Raw genomic sequence first — 21999 nt, 5'->3', positions numbered from 1 at the left:
GGGGGCGGCCCCTCTCTCGGCGACGTCACAGCGGAAGTCGCGCCGGGGCGCCGAATCTATTCTTGTCTATCTCTTGGACCCTCCACATAAGCCAACCACCTCCGCGAGCAAGGGGCGTTTTTGCATTGCACAAATGCACGCCACTGCCCGATCGCTGGCAGGAAGGAAGCGGTTCGTCAGTACTCGTGCGGCGTCCGCTGCCGCGCCACCGCCACTTCCTGATCGCGGAAGGCGGCCATCCCGAACAGCGTGGCGCCGGCGAGGCCACCGACCAGCGCGCCGAGCGGCATGAAGGTGAAGAACACCAGCATGCCCGCATAGCCTTCGAACTCGCTGGTGTTGAACATCTCGATCCAGGCCAGGCCAAGCCCGATTCCGATCGTGGCGCCGCCCACGACGCCCATCACCAGGCCTGCCAAGGCCAAAAATGCGATCTTCATGTCGTCAACGCCCCCGTCTCCGCACCCGCTGATGGGGTGTGGGGCGTGCGCACCAGGTTCAACGCAACGGCGCAGCCGTCGGTGACGTTTCCGTGAACGCCAGAGATTCCGGCTTCAGGGCCGCGAGGCACCTGCGATCACCAGGCGGCTGAGATCGCATTCCAGCACCTGCTGCACCAGATCGTAGGTATCCATGATCTCGCGGATGCGGGTGATGCGGCCGTCGCGCAGCGTGTAGAAGGCGGCGATGTCGTATTGCACGATGCGGTCGTTGTCGCGCTTGCGCAGGAAGATGCGGAGATCGGCGGCGACCTGGTCGCCCTCGCAGATCAGCGTCTTGATCTCGTGCCGGACCTCGGAATAGCGGTTGCGCGCGGCTTCCCACATCTGCCGCACCTCGGCCTTGCCGCGGCGGCCGCCGAGATGCGGAAAGATGTCGATCGGCGCCGAGGCGAAGTGTTCGACGTCGTCGCTGCAATGCGCCAGAACGGCGTCGAAATCGCCGGCCGCGTGAGCCTCGAGCAGCTTGCGGACCCGCTGCTTGTTGATGTGCTCGATCATCCTGTCTCCGTCGACGGGAAGGCGTGCGTCACTGCCGGACGTCTTGCTGATATCGGCCCTTGGCCGTCAACCGTCAGCGTCGCCGGACTCAGGCAGAATACGCGGGCAGGGTGAACGGATGCTTGGCGCCAGCCGATCGACGCGATCGGTTTTCAAGCCGTAGGTCATGCGACGCTATCAAAAGGTTCGCGCGAGAGTCCCTGCGGGCTCGCATGGCAGTTGCGCACGGGAACCGCGGCGCCCGCTTCGAAGTTGACGGGCATCATTTCGGGAGCTCGATCATGAAGACCATCCTGGCCAACTCTCTTGCCAAGTCCGTTGCCATGTCCGTCGCGGCGCTTGCGCTGTTCTCCGCCCCGGCCGCCGAGGCCAAGGGCTGCATCAAGGGCGCGATCGTCGGCGGCGTCGCCGGCCATTATGCCGGCCATCACGGCGTGCTCGGCGCAGCCGCCGGCTGTCTCTATGGCCGTCATCGCGCCAAGGAGCAGGAACGTCAGCAGCAACAGCAGGGCCAGGTCAACGGCCAGGGTCGGACGTAGTTGAGGTCGTTGTGCTAACTTGACGGATCAATCCGTCAAGGCGCGCGGCGCGGCTGCGTGACGAGTCTCACTGTCCGGCCGAGGCGCTCCGGCTACACGGGAGCGGTCTGGTCTTCAGAGGAAGACCGCCGCAACCGGATGATCAAGCCATGCTCGCCGTCTCGTCCCCCAGCTCCGTCTCGCCCAAGGCGTCGTCCCTCAATCTGCTCGAAGGCATGCTGCTGACGGCGCTGTTCCAGGCCATTCCGACCTATGCCGGCGCGGCCCTCATCCTCAAGGTCGCTCACAGCACTGCGCTGCGTCCCGGCATCATCGGCTTCGTTGCCACCGCGACCATCATCCACGTCCTGATGACGTCTGCTTTCGGCCCGCGCTATCCGCGCGTGCTCAAGCAGGCCTATGCGGCCGAGTTCTACGACCCCACGCTCGGCCTCGCCGACAAGGTGCTGCGCTGGCGCACCCAGCCGGAGGGCTCGCTGCAACTGCTGGCCTCGACCGTGATGCTGGCGCTGCTCGCGGTGGCCGCGCTGGCGATGGGGTGAGGCGCTCGCGATGGCTTGAGACGCGTCGGTGCGTTTCAATCCTGTACGAATGTCAAACAGCCCACTTCGCCCAGCTTGATCGCGAGCCCAGCGCGAAGCGTCAAACTCCGCCGTCATTCCCTGCGAAAGCAGGGAATCCAGTACGCCGCGGCCCCTCGGTGGATCACAACCGCCGCGGCGTACTGGATCGCCCGGTCAAGCCGGGCGATGACAGCGGAGTTTGTGGCAATCAGCTCGCCCCGCACTCCGTCATTGCGAGCGAAGCGAAGCAATCCAGAGTCCCGCCCACGACTCTGGATTGCTTCGCTTCGCTCGCAATGACGCCCCGGGGCAGCTTTCGTGCGGATCATTCGACAGCATCGCAGGTACACCTCCGCGATCTCGCGGCGCGTTTTGCGTCCGAGTTTTTGATCTGATCTCCACCCTTCACGTGAAGGGCGCAGGAAAGGCCGGGCGCTGGCCGCGCCCGTGGCCCGCCTGCAGAAAAGAAAGCAGGCGGCAGTCACCACAGGTCTGGCCGAACACACCCGGCCTTCCCTGCGCGATGGCTTTACGACTTATACGTGGTCTCCCTGGTGCGCCGGGCTTGTTGGCCACCATGGCGACAATGCGCTCGCGCGCCTTGTGCTGGACACCAGCATCGGGGTGTCAGGACCGCACGATTTCGCCGTGCGAAACGAACCGTTCGTCGGCGCGGCACGAAGCCACGCTGCGATCCGCTACGCCCATCGCATTCCGCTGCCGACGTCCGTGACGACCGCGATACGTCCCCTCCGACGCAACGGAACGGGCTGAGACTAATGCTGATTTGGCGAAACCACCAAGCGGTTTATTTTCGTTGGAGGGACTGGACAGGTTTTCGGGAGCGCGGACTGATTTGCCCGACGAGCGGGCGACCGCGACCCGGCCGCTCCTCTATCGGGCCCGCTTGATCTAGGATCAAACGTGCTGATCGATCGATGCTCCTCGTTTAGGACGCTGCATGCGTTGTTGGCGCCATGACCCGCTCTACGATTATTGGAAGTACGGCTGGGGTCTCGTCTTTGCACTGATCTATCTGATCGGCGTCGTTGCCTTCCTCCGTCACGCATGGCGGTCTCGATCGGAGGACGTCACCTACAATTGGCGCCGTGTTGTCGTGTTGTTCCTGACGATTGGCCTGATGATCTACCTGGTTTTTATCGTCCAGGTCTGAGCGTAGCGGTCTTGCCGATGGTAGCCTGGATGATTGGTCTCAATTCATTGCCTAGCCACAACCTTCTCTCGTTCGCAGATATGACGTATCTCTTCAAAAATTGCTTGAATCTTTCCCTTGGGAAATCGTATCTGGCCGATACCGTGAATGTTAGAAAATTCCTCACAGCCTTCTTCAAGTAAAACAATCGCGCGCGTAAACCCCAACCTTCCCTGAAAAAGGCCGAGTTCATGGACCACGTTTTGACGAGCCAGGATCTTATTATCGCTCGTCTCATCTTCCGCGGAAAGAACAAGGAAAGCGATTGCTGCACTTTCCATCATCTCGGTCAAGCGCTCGGCAGTGGATCTTCCCGCAACGGGCACTCTATTGAACTCGTCGACTTCCAACCCTAGCCGTTCTACTAAAAAGTTCTTTAACACAAGCCAGCTCGGCGAGTGACCATGTCCAATAAAGGCTCTTGTGCGTCTCATAACCCGACTCCTGGATTCTTTTTTGCTGCCTTTCCGTGCCTTGCTTGATTCAGTGTTGGTCGCGGCTTCATGACTATGGTCCAATATAAACGGAGCTGCTAATTCTTTGATTAATTTTTCTAAATCAAGGAGATTGCCTACTTTTGAAAAGTTGTGCACCGATTTGTAGTCCCGTTGGAATGAAAGCGTTACCTGCTCAAGGCTCGGAAGCCCCGACACAATTATAGCCGGTATTTCCATTCCTCTCGCTTTCAATTCCGCAAGAACTTCGCTGCAGCCAAATCGACCTAGTTCATTTCCTAAGTCCGCATCGAGTAGAGCTAAGACGTATTCTTTCTTATCGATCAGTTCGATGGCCCGCGGAGCGGCGGAAGCTGAATCCTGCTTTAGCCCAGCACGTTCGACGGCGCGGGATAAGATGTCCCTCCATGTGCCGTCATCATCAACGATTAATGCGTAGTGCGACATTATTTAAGCTGTTCAAACTGTGAGAATTCTAACCCTTCTAAAATATGAGCGGTGCCGCTCATCCCACTCAGTGAGCTGCTCGCAATCTGACGTGTGCTAACGAGTGATTCGCTATCAAAACCCAAATTATTGATTAGATCGTGTGGTGTGTAGTTTGTTGTGCGACCAAAACAAATCAAGATGGGTGCTGCGATTCGTCTGGACCAAAAAATTCCTGCTGCGATCCCGTGAGAGACGATAGTGCAGCCGGATCGATCTATATTCTTTAGTAATGGAGTTAGGTCGCGCAATAGGTCAGACAAACATTTATAAAGGCCGTCAGCGCCTCCTTTTGGAGAGCAGGCTCTTAAAACGCGATCTTCCCATTCCCAGACTTGCTCTGTTGGAGGGCGTAGTAGTTCTGAATACTTTACTGTCGTACGACGTATCTTGGTTTTGAACGAGTCAAGTGCTTTGGAAATTGAATCCTCTAGCTCGGAATAGTGCATGTCACGTTTTGCGAATGTAGCAAATGCTGAGTTTAGGTGGGCTTCCCATCCTATCTTCATAGATCCGTGGCCAGTAACTACAATCGCTTCCGTTGGATCTCCGACCTCGCGAATGTGCTGCAATACTGTCAGACCATCCTCGTTCTTGTCGTCAACTTCATCCAATCTAATGTCAATTAGCGAAACACAGAATTGCTGTCGACTAATTGCTGATATCGCTTTTTCGAGTGTGTCCGCAACTAGCGGGACTCCACCGCGTCGCTTAACAGCTCTGCTGTATATGGCTTGATAGTGCGGTGTATCTTCGACAATCAGGACCGTAAACTCGTTCACCTTTGCTCTCCCTCGGTGGCCTTTGCAACGGGAAAACGAAGTCGAAACGTCGACCCGCGTCCGACAATGCTGTCTACGGCGACAGCTCCGTTTACTCGGTCTACAAACGTCTTTACCCAAGGCAGACCCCAGCCCAGGCCTCCTCGCCCTCGTTTCTCTTTGGTTGTGAAGTCCCAGTCGAATATCCGGTCTAGATGATGCGTTGGAATTCCGCGCCCCTCGTCTCTTATGGAGATTTCGAAAAACTCGTCCGTCAAGTTCGAAAAGCGAACGTTTGCGGAAGTCACAAATATGCGGCCGCCGTTGGGCATGGCGTCTACGGCGTTCTCTAACAGAGTGTGAAGGACCGCTCCGAGTCCCTGGCACCTCAGTTTTGATAGTTCTGCTGATAGGTTGGATACTATCGTGATGCCCGTCTTTTCTGGGAATGTCTGTAGTATTTCGATAATTATTTTGTTGGCGTCGACGTATTCGATTTCCTCAAATAGCCGCCTCATTTCGGCGGGCAGGGTCAATGCGTCGGTGGCGGCTTTTCTAATGCTTTCGATAACAGAGGCGAACTCTGTCTCCTTGGCTAGTATTTCCTTTTGATATATCTGAAGTTCTTCCGCTTGCATTTTTATTGGTCCAACAATGTTGTTGAGACGATGTATTAGATTTCCTGTTTGATCTCCGAGAGCTTTCAGAATTTCGTTGGCGCGGTCAGTTCGCATTCGGGCGCTCATTTCGAATCGGATGCTCAAAAGAGTTAGCAGCCAAGCCATTTGCGCAGAGAAGTGCCTGACGATTTCGCTTGCAAAGTTATCGAAGTAAGAAATCTCTTCACTCTCGAAATTAAGGATGCCAGTTATGTCGCCTTGAACAATAATTGGAACGGCCATCTCTGATTTGATTGAGTCTCCCAGCATTCGCACGTATTTTGGGTGATCAGTAACATCATCAAGAATGATTGGGCGGCTAGTCATTACTGCTTCGCCAGATACGCTGTCTGTAATGTTGATTCTTACGTTTATATCTTTTCCGGACGAGCTGTATGCGACAACTAGTCTATCGCCTTCAATGAATAGTATCTGAAAGTGTTTAACTTCGCCTAGGAAGTCACTTAGCTGGCCGAGGGCCGTCGAGAGTATCGTTTGAATTGCGATATCAGCAGAGGGCGAATCGGATAATAAGAATGGCTGCAGCGATTTGAATACCTCTGCCTCGTTGAACAATCGGAGTTTCTTAAAGGCTAGGGAGGTCTGTCCTGCGAGAGTCTCGGTGATTCCTTTGTCGTGTGCATCAAAGGCTTGCGATCGAGAGCATTCGATGTTGATGACGCCGACGGCGACGTTGCCAAATTTAATCGGGGCAGCTAATTCGCTTCGCATTCGAGAGCCGCTTGCGGAATTGAAGCTTTTGTAAAGCCGCTGAAACTTCTGATCTTGGAGAGTGTCATCAATTTTAACCGTTTCAGCGTTGATGACACACCATCCTGTTACGCTGTCGTTGATCGGAAGAGGGAGCGGTTTAGGGGTTTCGGGCTCTGATGCGATCACGTCAAGAACGTTCCGTCGCCGCATCAACACTGCTGCCTGATCGGCTCCTGTCAAGTCGATGAGCGCTTGGGCGATAAATTCACAGGTGTCCTTAAGGGATGTATTCTCTCGCAAGAGGTACTGATCTAGCTCTCTTAGTACCTTTAGTTCGGCTTCTCTTATCTCGAATTCCTTATCAAGCTTGGCTAATGCCGTTTTCCATCTTGGAGTAGAGGAGTCCATAAGGAGTCTCGGAAGTCGCCTGAGGGAAAGGGCAGAACAATTATAAGTAGATTTGTGCCAAGTTGTGAAGTGGTCCGGTTGAGCTAACCGTCCGGAATAAATTACCATCTGGATGGGGTTGGATCTTGACGGCCCGCAAGGGGGCGGGGCTCGGTTCGCCTCCGTCCACTTTGTTGGTCGCCTTAGGCCGACGCAGAATTGGATGCGAGATCACGTCTGAATTCCTGAGCAAGCCTTCCGTAGGCTTGCAGAATTCATACATGATGGATTGTCGGAAGGATATTTTGCCAGTCACCGCAGTTTCGGAGCGACTTTTTCAGTTGGTAGCTCTTCGAGCCCGAGTTCTGACAGATGGCCACAACTGATCTCTCACCGCTTCTTCCAGCCACCCCGCTTCCCCGGCGCACCACCCGTCGAGCGCGGCGCTGGGCCGAACTCCGGGCCGGACTCGCGCGAGTTGGTTGGCTGGATGATCTTGCTGCTGCTGCCGAAGGGTTTGGGCGGCAGCTTGGCGTTGGGGCGGTAGGGCAGGGACTCCGGGCCGTGCATCTCGTCGAGATGGGGTTTGTGGACCTTGGAGGGAGCCCCCGTGGGGCGCCCCTCACCCCGACCCTCTCCCCGTGAAGGACGGGGAGAGGGGGCGGAGGCACCGTCTTCGCGGCGGGAGCCGCCGCTGAGGATATCGTCGAGCGACGGCGCGAGCGGGTCGCGGTTGGCAGACTTTCCGCTGCCACGGCCGCCACGACTCGCGGGCCCCCCTCCCTGACCCTCCCCCACAAGGGGGGAGGGAACGGAGGGACCGCCGCTGCGGGACGAAGAGCTCCGCGCGGACGCGCCGCGGCCTTTCAGCGCCGTGGTCGGCAAATTGGCGGCGTCGCCGTATTTCTTCGCGCCCGCGTAGCTTCCCGCCTTGTCCTGCACGGTGCGCTGCTTGGCGGTGGGGTCGTCGACGACCGCGAGCTCGGTGGCGCGGAGGCGCTTGACCTCGTCGCGGAGGCGGGCGGCTTCCTCGAAGTTCAGGTCGGCGGCGGCCTCGCGCATGCGGGTTTCGAGATCGGCGAGCACGGCCTCGAAATTGTGGCCGATCGAGATGACGTCGTCGGTCGTGGTGCCGCCGCCGGTTTCGATCAGCACGTGGTCGCGCTCATAGACCGAGTTGAGGATGTCGCCGATCGACTTCTTGACGCTCTCCGGCGTGATGCCGTTGAGCGTATTGTACTCCATCTGCTTCTCGCGGCGGCGCGTGGTCTCGGCCATCGCGCGCTCCATCGAGCCGGTGACCTGGTCGGCATAGAGGATGACCTTGCCGTCGACGTTGCGCGCGGCGCGGCCGATGGTCTGGATCAGCGAGGTCTCGCTGCGCAGAAAACCTTCCTTGTCGGCATCGAGGATCGCGACCAAGGCGCATTCGGGAATGTCAAGGCCCTCGCGCAGCAGGTTGATGCCGACCAGCGCGTCGAACGCACCCAAGCGAAGATCGCGGATGATCTCGATTCGCTCGATCGTGTCGATGTCCGAGTGCATGTAGCGGACGCGGATGCCCTGCTCGTGCAGATACTCCGTGAGGTCCTCGGCCATGCGCTTGGTCAGCACCGTGATCAGCGAGCGGTAGCCCTTCTGCGCGGTCGCGCGGACCTCGCCGAGCAGGTCATCGACCTGGGTGCGGGCGGGACGGATATCGACCGGAGGATCAATCAGGCCGGTCGGGCGGATGACCTGCTCGACGAACACGCCGCCGGCCTCGTTGATCTCCCACGCCGCCGGCGTGGCCGAGACCGCGACCGTCTGCGGCCGCATCATGTCCCACTCCTCGAAGCGCAGCGGACGGTTGTCCATGCAGGAGGGCAGGCGGAAACCGTATTCGGCGAGCGTTGCCTTGCGGCGGAAGTCGCCGCGGAACATGCCGCCGATCTGCGGCACGGTGACGTGGCTCTCGTCGGCGAACACCAGCGCATTGTCGGGCACGTATTCGAACAACGTCGGCGGCGGCTCGCCCGGTAGGCGACCGGTGAGGTAGCGCGAGTAGTTCTCGATGCCGGCGCAGCTGCCGGTCGCCTCCATCATCTCGATGTCGAACGTGGTGCGCTGCTCCAGCCTCTGCGCCTCGAGCAGGCGGCCCTGCGCGTGCAGCTGGTCGAGCCGGATCTTCAACTCATGCTTGATCGACTTGATCGCCTGCACCAGGGTCGGGCGCGGGGTGACGTAGTGCGAGTTGGCGTAGACCTTGATGAACTCCAACTCGTCCTGCTTGTGGCCGGTGAGCGGATCGAACTCCTCGATATTCTCGACGGTGTCGCCGAACAGGTTCACGCGCCAGGCGCGGTCCTCATAGTGCGCCGGGAAAATGTCGATGACGTCGCCGCGGACACGGAAGGTGCCGCGGGTGAAATCGTGTTGCGTGCGCTTGTATTGCAGGGCGACGAGGTCGGCGATCAGCTGGCGCTGGTCGATGCGCTCGCCCTTCTTCAGCGCGAAGGTCATCGCGGTGTAGGTCTCGACCGAGCCGATACCGTAGATGCACGACACCGAGGCGACGATGATGACGTCGTCGCGCTCCAGCAGCGCGCGCGTCGCGGCGTGGCGCATGCGGTCGATCTGCTCGTTGATCGAGGAATCCTTCTCGATATAGGTGTCGGTGCGCGGGACGTAGGCCTCGGGCTGGTAGTAGTCGTAATAGGAGACGAAGTACTCGACCGCGTTGTCGGGGAAGAAGCTCTTGAACTCGCCATAGAGCTGCGCCGCGAGCGTCTTGTTCGGCGCCAGGATGATGGCGGGGCGCTGCGTCGCCTCGATCACCTTGGCCATGGTGTAGGTCTTGCCGGAGCCGGTGACGCCGAGCAGCACCTGGGTGCGGTCGTTGCGGTTGATGCCCTCGACCAGCTCCTTGATCGCCTGGGGCTGGTCGCCCTTGGGCTCGTAGGCCGACTTGATCTCGAAGCGGACGCCGCCCTCGGACTTCTCCGGGCGCGGCGGACGGTGCGGGGTCCAGACCTTCAGCGAGCCGTCGTTTTTGCGGAACTCGGGGCGGCCCTCGCGGATCAGGGATTCCAGCGCTTCCGCGGTCGCCTTGACGCCGAGCGCCTCCATCTTGCTGCGCGGCGGGCGGGCGAGGGCTTCCTCGTCGTCCTCGGCGGTCGGCAGGCCGAGCTGCCGCGCGAGTTCGGGATCGAGGGTGGGGATGGTGGCGGAGGTACCGAAATTGGCCTGCGGGGCTTCGGCGAAGCCGGGATACGGCTCGCCTTCGTCTGTCGTAGCGGGACCTGCCTCACCTTGCACAGCTGCGCTCCCTCCCCCCTTGTGGGGGAGGGCTGGGGAGGGGGGTGTTCCGGAACGAGCTGTTTCGGGGGCGTTCTTCTCCACCTCTCCTCGAGGGGAAGAATTCGGGGGGCGGCCGTGAGCAGCGTCGCTCGGGGTACCCCCCTCCCCAGCCCTCCCCCACAAGGGGGGAGGGAGCGCAGCGTCGGGCTGGGCTGATGCAGGTGACTTGCCGACGGCCGCACGCCCCCCGACAGGCTGCGGATTCGGCCGCAGCGGCATGGCGCGAGCGGCATCGCCCGTCGCCACATCAGCGCTCTTGCCCTTGGTCGACGCCCGCGCGCGGTGCGCGGCGGCTTCGCCGCCGCTGCGGCGGTCCCAGGAATTGTCCGGCGGCGGCTTCAATCCGGTGGAGGAACCGATGCCGCTCTCGCCGCGGTTGATCGCGGGGTTCAGCAGTTCCGCGAGCGCGGGCGCGATCGGCTGCACATCGGGGCGATGCGCTTTGGATTTCGGGGTACGGCCGGGCTTTTTGGGGGTGTCGGGGGTCTTCGCCATGGCCCAAATATGGGACCGAAGGGGGCGACATGAAAGAGCGATCGGGCCTTGTCACCAGCCCTGCTGACAGCATGGTGGCAGCAGGCGAGCCCCGATGATCACGACGGCAGGCCGCTGCGATTTCGGTCTCACCTTCTCCTGGAGGGGGAGGGCCGATCGCGCGCGAAGCGGGCGAGCGGGGTGGGGTGAGCCGTGGAAACCGGTGCACGTGGAGAGATCACCCCACCCCGGTTCACGCGCGCGTCGCGCCCATGAGCCGACCCTCACCCTTCAGGGGAGGGTGATCGCCTGTGGCGATCGCCGTTTTGTGCTCGTCTCTCTCCGCGTCGTCATGGCCGGGCTCGTCCCGGCCATCCACGTCGGCCGGCATGCTGAGAACGACGTGGATGCCCGGGACAAGCCCGGGCATGACGGAGTCACTCACTTGCAGGATCGTTGGTCGCGACAGCCCGCAATTTCCACATGCGATTGCCCTGCCCTTTCAGGGGAGGGTGAAAGCGGGGCTGATGGCGAAGCTGCGCGCGCGATGGAATCGGAAACGTACGCAAGGCGACCGCGCCGCGATGACGCAAAAGCAAATCATGCTGTCGATCGCGCCGGCACAGCCACCGTTCGATGAAGCGCCGAGCGGATCAGCCGGCGTGACGTGTGTCGATGGTCGCTGGGGCCGTGATCACTGTGTCGGCGATCAGTGCTTTGTCGGCTGCTCGACGATATCGAGATGCACGCCGTGGCAGGCGACGCATTGCAGCGCCCAATATTCGGAACCGCCGCGGCCATTGATGACGCTCAGGATGCTCAGCTCCGCATCGCAATCCGGGCATCGCGTACGCACGGAATAAGTGAGGTGTTTGACGGCAGGCTCAGCCATGAATTGCAGTCCGCATTACGAATATACTCGGCATTTGAATTGGCGTTTCAATGTCGCCTTTGAGCCAACTGGCAGCGGAGGTGGACTCATTGAGACTTCACTCTCTGAGATTGTTTCACGCCGCGCTATCCGTCTTTTCCCGGGGGTGGGTCGATATCCTCCGTCGTGTGCCTCGAATGACGACGCATGCGCTTGCGGAGCTCAGCCCCAACGCTTGCGGAAACGGTCGATGTGGCTCTTGGCATCGGCAACGGCCATGTCCGCATCCGACCATGCGAAGCCGACCTCGAGCGATGGGAACGACACGCCATTGATCACCACCGGAGTCATGTCTGCGCGGCGAATCCGCGCGTGCCACAAGCCGCGTCCCGCCTCGAACGGCTCGATGGCGAAATCCTCATACAAGTACGTCATTGCGCAGTCCTGGATGTCCCGAACGGCAACGACAGCATGAATTGGTCCAGCCATATGTGAACAGGTTCACACACTGGCGTCTTTTTTCATCGCCTCTTTTCGTTGCGAATTCCGTGCGGCGGGCTGTCCGGCCGCGCGCATGATCCAGCGCCGGAACGCCGCGAAATCGCGTTGTCCGGCCTGGAAATGCCGGTACACGAGATACCAGCGCTCGCCTTTCGGGACGGTCAGCGCGAACGGTGCAACCAGACGTCCTGCGGCAAGGTCGTCGTCGATATAGGGACGGATGCCCATGGCGACGCCGAGGCCGTCGATCGCGGCCTGCAATGCGTGGCCGTAATATTGAAACTCGGTGCCGCGTGCGCTGACGCGCGAGACACAAGCGGCCTTCAACCATAGCGGCCAGTCCTCCGCCGCATGCGACACCCGCAGCAGGCTCGGGCCCTTGAGATCGCTCGGCCGTTTCAACGTCGCGGCGAGCCGCGGCGTGCACACCGGCACCAAATCGGCGGCGAACAATGGCTCGGCGACCAGGCCCGGCCAGGCGCCGTCGCCGAGCTTGATGCCACAGCTCCAATCGTCGCCGAACGGCACCGCCGCGCCGCCGGTGGTGATGCGCACCTCGATGTCGGGTTCCTCGGTGCTGAAATCGGCCAGCCGCGGGATCAGCCATTTCATCGCGAAGGTCGGGCCGACGCCGAGCGTCAGCACCCGCATCGACGACGGCGCCATGATCTGCGCGGTGAGACTCGACAGCGCATCGAAGATCGGCGTCAGGCCGCTCTGATAGGCGCGCCCCGGCGCGGTGAGCGCGAGACGGTTGGCCTTGCGCTCGAACAGCACCACGCCGAGCCGCTGCTCCAGCAGGTTGACCATGCGGCTGATCGCTGCCGCCGAGACGTTGAGCTCGCTGCCGGCCGCGGCGAAGCTGCCGGTCCGCGCCGCCGCCTCGAATGCCTTGATGCCGTTGAGAAACAGGAGCCGCCGCATGTTGCCCTCAGGAAAACTGATGGAGGGCAAGATAACCCCGTTTGTGCTCGCCTCGCCAGTAGGCGATCATTGCTGACGAAGGAGACCAGCCATGACGCCCGTCCTGATCGCAGCGCTCGGATTGCTGATGGTGGCGACCGCGTTCCTGTCGGGCCTGTTCGGCATGGCCGGCGGACTGATCCTGATCGGCGTGCTCTTGGCGATCATGCCGCTGCCGGCGGCGATGGTGCTGCACGCGGTGACGCAGATGGCCTCCAACGGCTGGCGCGCGGTGCTGTGGCGGCGGCACATCCGCTGGCGGCCGGTCGCGGTCTATCTCATCGGCTGCGCGCTGGCGCTCGGGCTGTGGGCGCTGGTGCGCTACGTGCCGGACAAGCCGGTCGCGCTGCTGCTGCTCGGCGTCACGCCGTTCCTGGCGCGGCTGATGCCGGCCTCGCTCAAGCCCGATCCGGAGAGCGTCTGGCAGGGCGCGGTCTACGGCATGATCTGCATGGGGCTGATGCTGATGACCGGCGTCTCCGGCCCGCTGCTCGACACGTTCTTCCTCGGCGCGCGCTTCGATCGCAAATCGATCGTCGCCACCAAGGCGACCTGCCAGGTCGCGAGCCACCTCACCAAGCTGATCTATTTCGGCGGGATCATCGACCAAGCGGCGCAGCTCGATCCGGTGCTCGCGGTCGTGGCGATCGCGGCGTCGATGCTCGGCACGACCTTGGCGCGGCGCATCCTGGAGGCGATGAGCGAGCAGCAGTTCCGGGTCTGGGCCAACCGCATCATCACGGCGGTGGCGAGCTACTACATCCTCTATGGCGGCTGGCTGCTGCTGGTTGCGCAGAGCTCCGTTGCAGCCGAATGAGGTGAGCGATGACCGGATCAGCCGACGCCCTGGTGCTCGATTTCGTCGAGTGGATCGCGCTGAAGCCGCGCAGCCATGCGGAGGTGGTCGAGACGTGGCGGACGAGCTGTCCGCGCCTGACGATCTGGGAGGATGCCGCTGACGCCGGCTATGTCGCGCGCAGGCCGGCCGCGGGCGGCGGCGTCATCGCCGTCACCGAGGCCGGCGCGCAGCTGCTGCGCGACAATGGCCGAGTCGTGAGCTAGAACGATCTCCTCGCAGGAAGAGGGGATCGAAGCATGTCACTGAAGCTGTTCGAACTCGTGGGCACCGATGCCGGCCGCCCGTTCAGCCCGTTCTGCTGGCGGACCCGCATGGCGCTGGCGCACAAGAGGCTGAGCGCGGAGACGATCCCGTGGCGCTTCACCGAGAAGAGCGCGCTTGCGCCGCATGGCTCCGAGAAGGTGCCGGTGCTGCTCGACGGCGACCGCACGATCGTCGATTCCTGGGTGATCGCCGGCTATCTCGAAGACACTTATCCCGATCGTCCGTCGCTGTTCGGCGGCGCCGGCGGCCACGCGATGGCGCGCTTCATGAATGCGTGGGGCGACATCGCAATCGTCGGCGGCATCTTCCCGCTGATCATCGCCGACATCCCGAAGAACCTGGCGCCAGAGGACGCCGCCTATTTCCGCACCTCGCGCGAGGCGCGGTTCGGCAAGCGGCTGGAAGAGGTCATGGCGCCGCGCGACCAGGCGGTGATCGGCTTCCGCAAATCGCTGGAGCCGCTGCGCCAGACCTTAAAGGCGCAGCCCTTCATCGGCGGCCATGCGCCTGATTATGCCGACTACATCGTGTTCGGCGGCTTCCAATGGGCGCGCGTGGTCAGCCCGTTCAAGCTGCTGGAGGAGACCGACAGCGTCTATGCCTGGCGCGAGCGGCTGCTCGATGCCTTCGACGGACTGGCGCGGAAGTCGCCGGGATTTGCCGTCTAGCCGGAGACGCGTGGCGGCCGGCGTTCGCGCCAGGCCGCCAGGCCTGCGTCGAGGTCGCGGCTGCCGACCAGCGCCGCGAACTGCTCGGCTTCGACCTGCAGGCCTTCGCCGATCGCCATGTTGAGGCCGCGCGTCGCCGCTGTGATCACGGCCGCGACGGCGTCCGGGCCGTGGCGGATGATGCGTTGGGCGAGCGCGCGAGCCGCCGGCAGCAGCTCAGCATGCGGCACGACCGCGTTGACCAGGCCGATCTGGAGCGCGCGCTGTGCCGGGAACGGATCGCCGGTGAGCAGCAGTTCGAGGCCGCGCTTGCGCCCGACCAGCCGCGGCAGCCGCTGCGAGCCGCCGAAGGTCGGCGGCATGCCGAGCCGGATCTCCGGCTTGGCGAAGCTCGCGCGGTCGCTGGCGACCGCCAGATGCACGGCTTCCGTGATCTCGCAGCCGCCGCCGAAGGCGAGGCCGTTCACCGCGGCGATGACCGGTTTTGAGAACGCTTCCAGACGCGCGGTCATCGCCTGGCCGCGGCGCACGAAGTCGCGCAGCGCGGCGGCGCGCCCGTCGGCGACGTTTGTGCTGAACTCGTCGATATCGGCGCCGGCCGAGAAGGCGCGGTCGCCCGCGCCGGTGAGGATCACGGCCCGGACGGCGGGATCGGTTTCGATCCGGTCGAGAGCGGCCATCAGCGCGTCGATCAAGGCGTAGCTCAACGCATTGAGCTTGTCCGGACGGTTGAGCGTGAGCAGGGCGATACGGTCGGCAACGTGAAACAGGACAGGCTCGGTCATGACGGCGCCTCGCGGACTGTAAGAATGCCGCAGAGACTAGGCGTGGCGCCGCGCAAGATATATTCACTGGTCAGTATACATTGACGGAGCGCTGCATGGCCCGTTCTTCCGATCCGACCCGGGCGCGCATTGTCGCGGCGGCGAGCAAGCTGTTCTATGCCGAGGGCATCCGCGCCGTCAGCGTCGATGCCGTGGCCGAGACGGCCGGGATCACCAAGAAGACGCTGTACTACCATTTCCGCAGCAAGGACGACCTCGTCGCCGCCTATCTCGCCGCGCGCGACCAGCCGAACCTCGCGCTGTTCAAGCGCTGGTTCGACGAGGCAGGTGGCGCACTGCCGGACAAGGTCGCGGCGATCTTCAGCCATCTCGCGGAGTCCGCTCGGCATCCGAAATGGCGCGGCTGCGGCTTCCTGCGCACCACCGCCGAGCTCGCCAATCTGCCCGGCCATCCCGCGATCAAGATCGGCGCCGCGCACAAGAAGAAGTTCGAAGCCTGGCTGCAGGCCACGTTTGCCGAGGCGGGCATTGCCGGCGCGAGCGAACTGGCGCGGCAGATGCTGCTGCTGCTCGACGGCGCGTTTGCCGTCGTGCTGCTGCACCGTGATGCCAGCTACATGGAAACCGCGGGCGAGGCGGCGCGGGCGCTGGTCGCGGCGGCGCTGCCGCGCAGGACGCTCAGCCGCCGCAGCCGCGGCCCCTGATCTGCTCGCCGCGCACGACCGTCGCCACCACCTGGCTGGCCATGGAGTCGAAATCGGACGGCTTGATGTAGCCGGCGGCGTAGGCTTCCTGGGTGAGGCGCTCGATGCGGCGATCCTCGGCCGTGGTCCAGACGCCGGCGATATAGGTCGCGCCGGCCGGGCCATAGATCTCGGGATAGCGCTCGTTCTGGTTCTGGCGGTGATAGTAGTAGTGGCCGAGGCCGCTGATGAAGTCCTTGCGCTTGTCGCCGCAGCGATCGCTCCAGGCGCGGTCGAGCGCCTTCAGCGCATCCTGCCGCTGCGACTCCCGCGCATCCCTTGTGTACTTCTCGTGGTCCTCGAACTCCGCGCCGCTCACCGGCGGAAACACCCTCGCTTGCGGCGGCGCCGGCTTCAGGAAGATGTGTCCGGCGACCTGCCAGACGACGATGGCGGCGATGATGAAGATGAGCCGTTGCATGGCAGCGCCCGCTTGCTAGCGCCGGTCGCGCTGCGCCTGCCGGATGCGGCAGACCGATGATTCATCCGACCAGAGACCTGGCCCGGCAAACATCGGGACGTCCTCGCGGATGTCGGCCGGGAAGTCCGCCTTGGTGACACCCTTCTCGTCGAAGGCCTCGTGCAACGCCTCCCGCACACGCTGGTCCAGCGGGGTGCCGACGCTGGCAGCGGCTTCCTCCCTTGATTTCTCAGTACAGATCTTTGCGCCGAGGAAATTGCGCTTGCAATCCAGCTTGGCGACGTAGGCGCGCGTATAGGCCGAGACCGCGTCGACGAGATTCTGCTTCTGGGTCTTGTCGCAGGGCGACAGCTTGTAGGCGGTCGCGGCCTGCAGCGCGTCCATCCGCAACGCGTCGAGCTTGGGGTTCTTGTCGCTCTGCGACGTGTGCTCGGCGAGCCAAGCCTTGCGTTCGAACTTCTCCTTGGACCTGGCATCGCCGAACTGCATGTCCACCGTCGCGGACAGCGGTGCCACCACGGCCACTGTCTGGGAGCCACCAGCAAGGTTCGACACGGTTTCGATCGGGCCCGACCAGGTCGAGGCGCCCGGCAACGGAAAGCCCCTGACGGCCCAGCTCACACCACCGAATGCCAACACGAATGCCGCGCCCACGGCGCCAATAAATCGCAACATGAAACGACCCATCCACGAACGCCGCTAAGGTAGTCCATGCGGGTTAATTCATCCACCAGCGCCGCGCGATGCGTGCATCGACGTGAAGAGAAGGTGACCGTCTTCGGCGGCTTTTGAAGACAATGGCTGATGAACGCCGTCGCTTCAGGTCCTGACGGACAGCACCGAACGTTCGGCGAGCAGTGCGATGGTCGCGTCGAGGTCCGGCAACACGGCCGCGCATTTCGCGCGCGACTGCTCGGTCGGTGGCACGATGTCGGGCACCATCAGCGTGATCGCGCCGGCGGCGTGCGCCGCGGCCACGCCGGGATTGGAATCCTCGATCGCGATGCAGGCGTGCGCACGCGTGCCCAACCGTTCGGCGGCCAACAGATAGAGATCGGGATGCGGCTTGGCGCGGGTGACATCGTCGCGCGTCAGGATCGCGTCGAAGCGATGATGGATTCCGGCGAGCCGAAGATGATCCGCCGCCGTGCTGCGCGAGGACGAGGTGACGATGGCCTTGGGCAGACCGGCGGCCTCGATCGCGGCGAGCAGGTCGATCACGCCGGGCTTCAGCGGCATCCCCGCCTGCAGGATCTCGGCGGTCTTGGCGGCGAACAGCCGGTTGACCTCATCGAGGGGGAAATCGTCGCCGAAATGGTTGCGCAAGGTGCGCTCATTGTCGGGCCCAGGAATGCCGATCATGGCATGACAGAGCTCGGTCACACCCTCGACATGGCCGAGCGAATTGAAGGCCGCGATCGAGGCTTCCAGATACACCTTCTCGGTATCGAGCAGGGTGCCGTCCATGTCGAGCAGGACGGCATCGACGTTCCAGCGCGTCATGAGCCCAGTTCCGCCTTGGCCAGCCGCTTCAGGCAATCGGCGCACAGGCAGTCCTTGAAGGCGCTCTGCCCATCCTTCGGCAGCGGCAGGCGGACGCTCTCGTCGAAGCACCAGCAGGACCCGTGGGGATCGCAGGTGAATGTCGTGCCGCAGGACTCGCACACGAGCTTCCGCGCGGTAACGTTTGCTAAACGATTTGTCACGTTCGGAACCACGCGCGGCGCGTCCTTTTCATGTCCGGTTCATCTGTCGCGGCAAGTATAGTCCGTGACAATCGGCCGCGCCATCGCCCTCGACGGTAGCGGCAACAAAGCTGTGCGGGCTCCTGCGCTCGCGCGACCTGCTGATGAAGCGGTCTGCTGATGAGGATGAGACATGGCGCGTGATGCGAAGGCCGCCCTGGTCGCGTTGAACCGTTTCGGTTTCGGCGCCCGCGGCGGCGCCTCGGGCGATCTCGTCAGTGCCGCCTCGGATCCGCGCGGCTATGTCAAGGCCGAGCTCAGCCGTCCCACCGGCGCGTTGCTCGAAGTGCCCGGCCTGCAGCCGACGCCGGCGCTCGCCGACACGGTCTTCGCCTATCAGGAGGAGGTCAAGCGGGCGCGCGAGGCAGTCGCGAAATCGGCCGCCGAAACGCCGTCGATGGATCAGCCCGGCCAGACGCGGGGCCTGTCCATGAACCGCGCCGACGCGCCGATGGCCGCCCCAGCCTCCGCTGCACCGGCCACAGGCGCCAGCATGGCGCCTGCTGCGGCAGATCCGGCCCAGGCGAAGCCGGCGCAACCGCAGCAACCGCCCAACGTCGTCCAGAAGACGTTCCGCGCCGAGGCGCTGGCGCGGCTGCAGCGCGCGATCCTCGCGGATTGCGGCATCACCGAGCGCCTGGTGGCGTTCTGGTCGAACCATTTCTGCATCTCGGCCGCGAAGGGCGAACTGGCGCGCATGTGGGCCGGCGCGTTCGAGCGCGAGGCGATCCGGCCGCATGTGCTCGGGCGCTTCGCCGACATGCTCAAGGCGGTCGAGCAGCACCCGGCGATGCTGTTCTTCCTCGACAATCAGGAATCGCTCGGCCCGGACTCGCGCGCCGGCCAGAACCGCAAGCGCGGCCTCAACGAGAATCTCGCGCGCGAGATCATGGAGCTGCATACGCTCGGCGTCGGCGGCGGCTACACGCAGGACGACGTGACCTCGCTGGCCCGCATCATCACCGGCTGGAGCTTCGCCGGCCGCAATGCCCGCAACGGCGCGCCCGGCAGCTTTTTGTTCAATGCGAACGCGCATCAGCCGGGACCGCAGACCCTGCTGGGCAAGGTCTATCAGGACAACGGTCTCGCGCAGGGCGAGGCGGCGCTCGCCGATATCGCGCGCCATCCGTCGACGGCGAAGTTCATCGCCACCAAGCTGGCCCGGCATTTCGTCGCCGACGATCCGCCGCCCGCGCTCGTCGCCAAGCTCGAAACAACGTTCAAGACCAGCGAGGGTGATCTCAGGGCGGTGACGCTGGCGCTGCTGGATTCCGACGAGGCCTGGTCGGCGCCGCTGACCAAGATCCGCTCGCCGTATGAGTTCCTGGTTGCCGGCGGCCGCCTGCTGGCGCGCGTCCCGGAGGACCCCGGCTTCTATCTCAATGCGCTGAACACCTTGGGCCAGCCGCTCTGGGCGCCGGCCGGTCCGAACGGATTTGCCGATACCAATGCGATGTGGGCGGCGCCGGAGGGCATGAAGCTGCGGCTCGACATTTCTGCGCAACTCGGCGCGCGCCTCGGCAACAATCTCGATCCGCGCGATCTGCTCGACCTCGTGGCGGCCGGCGCCGCGTCATCCGAGACGCGGCAGACGATCGAGCGCGCCGAGACCCGTCAGCAGGCGCTGGCGCTGCTGTTGATGTCGCCGGAATTCCAGAGGAGATGACGATGGATCAGGCCACGATCTCGCTGCTGCCGTCGCGCCGCCATCTGCTGCTGGCGGGCGCATCCTTTGCCGCCTGGGGCTACCTGCCGAAATTTGCCCGTGCCGCCGACCAGCGCGATCCGCGCCTGATCGTCGTCATCCTGCGCGGCGCGCTCGATGGGCTCGCCACCGTCGCGCCGATCGGTGATCCCGACTACACCGGCCTGCATGGTGCGATTGCGCTCGCGACGGACGGCGCGCATCCGGCATTGCCGCTGGATTCGTTCTTCGCGCTGCATCCGTCGATGCCGGAATTCGCGCGCATGTATCGCGCCAGGCAGGCCGCGGTGATCCATGCGGTCGCCACGCCATATCGCGAGCGCTCGCATTTCGACGGCCAGGACGTGCTTGAAAGCGGCTTTGCGGGGCCGGGCCGCGTGCAATCCGGCTGGCTCAATCGCGCCCTCGAAATCCTGCCGCGTGGGTCCCGTGTTGCCGGTGCGCTCGCCGTCGGACCGACCGCGCCGCTGGTGCTGCGCGGCGGCGCGGCGATCGTCGGCTGGGCGCCGGTGACGTTGCCGCAGGCGGATGACGACACGGCGATGCGGCTCGTCGATCTCTACAGCCAACGCGATCCCGCCTTGGCCGCGGCGCTTTCGCAAGGACTGAAGCTGGAGAAGGTCGCGTTCGGCGACGACATGAAGCCGAAAGCCGGCGGCAACCAGATTGCAGCCATGCGCCAGGTCGCGCGCGGCGCAGCCAAGCTGATGGCCGCCGACGAGGGCCCGCGTGTCGCGGCGCTGGCGTTCGATGGCTGGGATACGCATGCCAATGAGGGCGGCGCGGTCGGGCGGCTCGCGCAATTGCTGTCGGGGCTCGACGGCGCGCTCGCGGAGTTCGAGAGCGGATTCGGCCCGCGCTGGCGCGACACGGTGGTCGTGGTGGCGACCGAGTTCGGTCGCACGGCCAGGATCAACGGCACGCAAGGCACCGATCACGGCACCGGCACGATCGCCCTGCTTGCGGGCGGCGCGGTGAAGGGCGGACGCGTCATCGCCGATTGGCCGACGTTGAAGATGGCGAGCCTCTATCAGGGGCGTGACCTCGCGCCGACCACGGATCTGCGCGGCGTGTTCAAGGGCGTGCTGGCCGATCACCTCGGATTGAGCGAGCGCGCGCTCGGCGAGACCGTGTTTCCGGAGAGCGCGGCCGTGAGGCCGCTCAAGGGTCTCCTGGCCTGAGGATCGCGCGGCGTTTCGTTCGATTGCTCAAAACATCGCCGCAGCGGCGGCGATGACCGCAGGCGCATGGCGGCGTGAAGTCTGCTATGCCTGGATGCAGCGGCATATCATCCAGGAGATCACCATGTTCATCGCCATGAATCGGTTTCGCGTCGCCAAGGGCTCGGAAGCGGCCTTCGAGCAGGTCTGGCTGTCGCGCGACAGCCATCTCGACAAGGTCCCCGGCTTCGTCGAGTTTCATCTGCTGAAGGGGCCCGAAGCCGAGGATCACACGCTCTACGCCTCGCACACGATCTGGGCATCGAAGACGGCTTTCGAGGACTGGACCAAGTCCGAAGCCTTCCGCATGGCCCACAAGGGCGCCGGCGACAACAAGCCGCTCTATCTCGGCCCGCCGCAGTTCGAGGGTTTCGAGGTGAAGCAGACGGTGGGCGGGAAGAAGTAGTTCGCGTTTCTTAAGCCACGCTGCTGCCGCCAGAGGCGGTGTGCTCCCTCTCCCCGTTCTTACGGGGAGAGGGCTGGGGGGAGGGGCAGCCGCACGGGCGGTGATCATTTAGGCACGTCGGATATCGGTTGCAGCGTTGAGATGTTCAGCGTTGCAAGTTCTTCGAGACGAACGACACATCTCGAGCCGGCTGGTAGGTCCATTGGCCTCGCGCGTTACTATGCGCTGATCTTAGTTGCCGCCGAAGCCATCCTGTA

At 63.3% G+C, this 21999-nt stretch carries 25 protein-coding genes; 11 read left to right on the top strand and 14 right to left on the bottom strand.

Annotated features, from left to right (window positions below; all coding sequences use genetic code 11):
• Positions 1-176: 176 nt before the first annotated feature.
• Positions 177-440, bottom strand: coding sequence for a hypothetical protein (locus tag ACQR0Z_RS33915; protein ID WP_434921533.1), 264 nt, complete (start codon positions 438-440; stop codon positions 177-179).
• A gap of 114 nt (positions 441-554) precedes the next feature.
• Positions 555-1001: a nuclear transport factor 2 family protein gene (locus tag ACQR0Z_RS33910; protein ID WP_434860518.1), complete on the bottom strand. Its 447-nt coding sequence runs from the start codon at positions 999-1001 to the stop codon at positions 555-557.
• A 281-nt stretch (positions 1002-1282) separates the two neighbouring features.
• Between ACQR0Z_RS33910 and ACQR0Z_RS33905 the strand changes: the two genes are divergently transcribed.
• The 4 genes from ACQR0Z_RS33905 (at position 1283) to ACQR0Z_RS33890 (ending at position 3277) form a co-directional block, all read left to right on the top strand.
• The gene (locus tag ACQR0Z_RS33905) at positions 1283-1540 is read left to right on the top strand and encodes a hypothetical protein (protein ID WP_434860517.1); all 258 of its coding nucleotides are present in this window, start codon (positions 1283-1285) and stop codon (positions 1538-1540) included.
• Between the two features lie 149 nt (positions 1541-1689).
• Positions 1690-2082: a hypothetical protein gene (locus tag ACQR0Z_RS33900; RefSeq protein WP_434860516.1), complete on the top strand. Its 393-nt coding sequence runs from the start codon at positions 1690-1692 to the stop codon at positions 2080-2082.
• A 468-nt stretch (positions 2083-2550) separates the two neighbouring features.
• Entirely contained in the window at positions 2551-2877 is a 327-nt protein-coding gene (locus tag ACQR0Z_RS33895; protein WP_434921532.1) for a hypothetical protein, read from the top strand.
• Positions 2878-3064: 187 nt separating this feature from the next.
• A complete protein-coding gene (locus ACQR0Z_RS33890) occupies positions 3065-3277 on the top strand; it encodes a hypothetical protein (RefSeq protein ID WP_434921531.1) in 213 nt (70 codons plus the stop codon).
• 44 nt (positions 3278-3321) lie between these two features.
• Here ACQR0Z_RS33890 and ACQR0Z_RS33885 read toward each other — a convergent pair whose 3' ends face one another.
• The 7 genes from ACQR0Z_RS33885 to ACQR0Z_RS33855 all read right to left on the bottom strand — a co-directional run bounded on the left by ACQR0Z_RS33885 (position 3322) and on the right by ACQR0Z_RS33855 (position 12887).
• Positions 3322-4218, bottom strand: coding sequence for a TIR domain-containing protein (locus tag ACQR0Z_RS33885; RefSeq protein ID WP_434921530.1), 897 nt, complete (start codon positions 4216-4218; stop codon positions 3322-3324).
• Positions 4218-5039 carry a response regulator gene (locus ACQR0Z_RS33880; protein ID WP_434921529.1) on the bottom strand — a complete coding sequence of 274 codons (822 nt, stop codon included), beginning with the start codon at positions 5037-5039 and terminating at the stop codon, positions 4218-4220. Before ACQR0Z_RS33880 ends, ACQR0Z_RS33885 begins: the two co-directional genes overlap by 1 nt.
• Positions 5036-6799: a GAF domain-containing protein gene (locus ACQR0Z_RS33875; protein WP_434921528.1), complete on the bottom strand. Its 1764-nt coding sequence runs from the start codon at positions 6797-6799 to the stop codon at positions 5036-5038. Before ACQR0Z_RS33875 ends, ACQR0Z_RS33880 begins: the two co-directional genes overlap by 4 nt.
• Positions 6800-7168: 369 nt before the next feature.
• Positions 7169-10612, bottom strand: coding sequence for an excinuclease ABC subunit UvrB (gene uvrB / locus ACQR0Z_RS33870; RefSeq protein ID WP_434921527.1), 3444 nt, complete (start codon positions 10610-10612; stop codon positions 7169-7171).
• A gap of 688 nt (positions 10613-11300) precedes the next feature.
• Positions 11301-11483: a hypothetical protein gene (locus tag ACQR0Z_RS33865; RefSeq protein ID WP_434860512.1), complete on the bottom strand. Its 183-nt coding sequence runs from the start codon at positions 11481-11483 to the stop codon at positions 11301-11303.
• 201 nt (positions 11484-11684) lie between these two features.
• Complete coding sequence (locus ACQR0Z_RS33860) at positions 11685-11897, bottom strand: hypothetical protein (protein WP_434860511.1); 213 nt, start codon at positions 11895-11897, stop codon at positions 11685-11687.
• A gap of 66 nt (positions 11898-11963) precedes the next feature.
• Positions 11964-12887, bottom strand: a complete 924-nt coding sequence (locus ACQR0Z_RS33855) for a LysR substrate-binding domain-containing protein (RefSeq protein ID WP_434878866.1) — start codon at positions 12885-12887, stop codon at positions 11964-11966.
• Between the two features lie 91 nt (positions 12888-12978).
• Here ACQR0Z_RS33855 and ACQR0Z_RS33850 point away from each other — a divergent pair, with 91 nt between their 5' ends.
• The 3 genes from ACQR0Z_RS33850 to ACQR0Z_RS33840 are packed head-to-tail and all read left to right on the top strand — an operon-like array spanning position 12979 to position 14717.
• Positions 12979-13743, top strand: a complete 765-nt coding sequence (locus tag ACQR0Z_RS33850) for a TSUP family transporter (protein ID WP_434860509.1) — start codon at positions 12979-12981, stop codon at positions 13741-13743.
• Between the two features lie 8 nt (positions 13744-13751).
• Positions 13752-13988 carry a hypothetical protein gene (locus ACQR0Z_RS33845; RefSeq protein WP_434878868.1) on the top strand — a complete coding sequence of 79 codons (237 nt, stop codon included), beginning with the start codon at positions 13752-13754 and terminating at the stop codon, positions 13986-13988.
• 33 nt (positions 13989-14021) lie between these two features.
• Complete coding sequence (locus ACQR0Z_RS33840; protein WP_434921526.1) at positions 14022-14717, top strand: glutathione S-transferase family protein; 696 nt, start codon at positions 14022-14024, stop codon at positions 14715-14717.
• Here the strand turns inward: ACQR0Z_RS33840 and ACQR0Z_RS33835 are convergent.
• Positions 14714-15502, bottom strand: coding sequence for a crotonase/enoyl-CoA hydratase family protein (locus ACQR0Z_RS33835; RefSeq protein ID WP_434921525.1), 789 nt, complete (start codon positions 15500-15502; stop codon positions 14714-14716). The genes ACQR0Z_RS33840 and ACQR0Z_RS33835 overlap by 4 nt on opposite strands.
• 95 nt (positions 15503-15597) lie before the next feature.
• Here ACQR0Z_RS33835 and ACQR0Z_RS33830 point away from each other — a divergent pair, with 95 nt between their 5' ends.
• Positions 15598-16206 carry a TetR/AcrR family transcriptional regulator gene (locus ACQR0Z_RS33830; protein ID WP_434921524.1) on the top strand — a complete coding sequence of 203 codons (609 nt, stop codon included), beginning with the start codon at positions 15598-15600 and terminating at the stop codon, positions 16204-16206.
• On the opposite strand, the gene ACQR0Z_RS33825 is transcribed toward ACQR0Z_RS33830, so the two are convergent.
• The 4 genes from ACQR0Z_RS33825 to ACQR0Z_RS33810 form a co-directional block, all read right to left on the bottom strand.
• Positions 16181-16666: a hypothetical protein gene (locus tag ACQR0Z_RS33825; RefSeq protein ID WP_434921523.1), complete on the bottom strand. Its 486-nt coding sequence runs from the start codon at positions 16664-16666 to the stop codon at positions 16181-16183. The genes ACQR0Z_RS33830 and ACQR0Z_RS33825 overlap by 26 nt on opposite strands.
• A gap of 15 nt (positions 16667-16681) precedes the next feature.
• Positions 16682-17341, bottom strand: coding sequence for a hypothetical protein (locus ACQR0Z_RS33820; RefSeq protein WP_434921522.1), 660 nt, complete (start codon positions 17339-17341; stop codon positions 16682-16684).
• A gap of 144 nt (positions 17342-17485) precedes the next feature.
• The gene (locus ACQR0Z_RS33815) at positions 17486-18169 is read right to left on the bottom strand and encodes an HAD family hydrolase (RefSeq protein ID WP_434878873.1); all 684 of its coding nucleotides are present in this window, start codon (positions 18167-18169) and stop codon (positions 17486-17488) included.
• Entirely contained in the window at positions 18166-18384 is a 219-nt protein-coding gene (locus tag ACQR0Z_RS33810) for a cysteine-rich CWC family protein (RefSeq protein WP_434921521.1), read from the bottom strand. The genes ACQR0Z_RS33815 and ACQR0Z_RS33810 overlap by 4 nt, the downstream gene beginning before the upstream one ends.
• Positions 18385-18544: 160 nt before the next feature.
• Here ACQR0Z_RS33810 and ACQR0Z_RS33805 point away from each other — a divergent pair, with 160 nt between their 5' ends.
• From ACQR0Z_RS33805 to ACQR0Z_RS33795, 3 genes are all read left to right on the top strand, one after another.
• Positions 18545-20077 (top strand): DUF1800 domain-containing protein, encoded by a 1533-nt coding sequence (locus tag ACQR0Z_RS33805; RefSeq protein WP_434921520.1) that lies wholly within the window; start codon positions 18545-18547, stop codon positions 20075-20077.
• On the top strand, positions 20074-21297 hold the full coding sequence (locus ACQR0Z_RS33800) for a DUF1501 domain-containing protein (RefSeq protein ID WP_434878876.1): 1224 nt from the start codon (positions 20074-20076) through the stop codon (positions 21295-21297). Before ACQR0Z_RS33805 ends, ACQR0Z_RS33800 begins: the two co-directional genes overlap by 4 nt.
• A gap of 124 nt (positions 21298-21421) precedes the next feature.
• Complete coding sequence (locus ACQR0Z_RS33795; RefSeq protein WP_006609227.1) at positions 21422-21742, top strand: antibiotic biosynthesis monooxygenase family protein; 321 nt, start codon at positions 21422-21424, stop codon at positions 21740-21742.
• The last annotated feature ends 257 nt before the right edge of the window (positions 21743-21999 follow it).

Source organism: Bradyrhizobium sp. HKCCYLS3077, from assembly GCF_051167555.1.
In the GTDB taxonomy this organism is placed as follows: domain Bacteria; phylum Pseudomonadota; class Alphaproteobacteria; order Rhizobiales; family Xanthobacteraceae; genus Bradyrhizobium.
The sequence above is the reverse complement of the archived record's forward strand: the minus strand, read 5'-3'. Positions and strand labels throughout refer to the sequence as shown.

Excerpts from the sequence above, each read along its gene's own strand:
- ACQR0Z_RS33845 (WP_434878868.1), top strand. The coding sequence starts at position 13,752 with ATGACCGGATCAGCCGACGCCCTGGTGCTCGATTTCGTCGAGTGGATC.
- ACQR0Z_RS33850 (WP_434860509.1), top strand. The coding sequence starts at position 12,979 with ATGACGCCCGTCCTGATCGCAGCGCTCGGATTGCTGATGGTGGCGACC.
- ACQR0Z_RS33900 (WP_434860516.1), top strand. The coding sequence starts at position 1,690 with ATGCTCGCCGTCTCGTCCCCCAGCTCCGTCTCGCCCAAGGCGTCGTCC.
- ACQR0Z_RS33800 (WP_434878876.1), top strand. The coding sequence starts at position 20,074 with ATGACGATGGATCAGGCCACGATCTCGCTGCTGCCGTCGCGCCGCCAT.
- ACQR0Z_RS33905 (WP_434860517.1), top strand. The coding sequence starts at position 1,283 with ATGAAGACCATCCTGGCCAACTCTCTTGCCAAGTCCGTTGCCATGTCC.
- ACQR0Z_RS33805 (WP_434921520.1), top strand. The coding sequence starts at position 18,545 with ATGGCGCGTGATGCGAAGGCCGCCCTGGTCGCGTTGAACCGTTTCGGT.
- ACQR0Z_RS33915 (WP_434921533.1), bottom strand. The coding sequence starts at position 440 with ATGAAGATCGCATTTTTGGCCTTGGCAGGCCTGGTGATGGGCGTCGTG.
- ACQR0Z_RS33910 (WP_434860518.1), bottom strand. The coding sequence starts at position 1,001 with ATGATCGAGCACATCAACAAGCAGCGGGTCCGCAAGCTGCTCGAGGCT.
- ACQR0Z_RS33860 (WP_434860511.1), bottom strand. The coding sequence starts at position 11,897 with ATGACGTACTTGTATGAGGATTTCGCCATCGAGCCGTTCGAGGCGGGA.
- ACQR0Z_RS33835 (WP_434921525.1), bottom strand. The coding sequence starts at position 15,502 with ATGACCGAGCCTGTCCTGTTTCACGTTGCCGACCGTATCGCCCTGCTC.
- ACQR0Z_RS33830 (WP_434921524.1), top strand. The coding sequence starts at position 15,598 with ATGGCCCGTTCTTCCGATCCGACCCGGGCGCGCATTGTCGCGGCGGCG.
- ACQR0Z_RS33855 (WP_434878866.1), bottom strand. The coding sequence starts at position 12,887 with ATGCGGCGGCTCCTGTTTCTCAACGGCATCAAGGCATTCGAGGCGGCG.
- ACQR0Z_RS33825 (WP_434921523.1), bottom strand. The coding sequence starts at position 16,666 with ATGCAACGGCTCATCTTCATCATCGCCGCCATCGTCGTCTGGCAGGTC.
- ACQR0Z_RS33795 (WP_006609227.1), top strand. The coding sequence starts at position 21,422 with ATGTTCATCGCCATGAATCGGTTTCGCGTCGCCAAGGGCTCGGAAGCG.
- uvrB (WP_434921527.1), bottom strand. The coding sequence starts at position 10,612 with ATGGCGAAGACCCCCGACACCCCCAAAAAGCCCGGCCGTACCCCGAAA.
- ACQR0Z_RS33885 (WP_434921530.1), bottom strand. The coding sequence starts at position 4,218 with ATGTCGCACTACGCATTAATCGTTGATGATGACGGCACATGGAGGGAC.
- ACQR0Z_RS33890 (WP_434921531.1), top strand. The coding sequence starts at position 3,065 with ATGCGTTGTTGGCGCCATGACCCGCTCTACGATTATTGGAAGTACGGC.
- ACQR0Z_RS33840 (WP_434921526.1), top strand. The coding sequence starts at position 14,022 with ATGTCACTGAAGCTGTTCGAACTCGTGGGCACCGATGCCGGCCGCCCG.
- ACQR0Z_RS33820 (WP_434921522.1), bottom strand. The coding sequence starts at position 17,341 with ATGTTGCGATTTATTGGCGCCGTGGGCGCGGCATTCGTGTTGGCATTC.
- ACQR0Z_RS33815 (WP_434878873.1), bottom strand. The coding sequence starts at position 18,169 with ATGACGCGCTGGAACGTCGATGCCGTCCTGCTCGACATGGACGGCACC.
- ACQR0Z_RS33865 (WP_434860512.1), bottom strand. The coding sequence starts at position 11,483 with ATGGCTGAGCCTGCCGTCAAACACCTCACTTATTCCGTGCGTACGCGA.
- ACQR0Z_RS33875 (WP_434921528.1), bottom strand. The coding sequence starts at position 6,799 with ATGGACTCCTCTACTCCAAGATGGAAAACGGCATTAGCCAAGCTTGAT.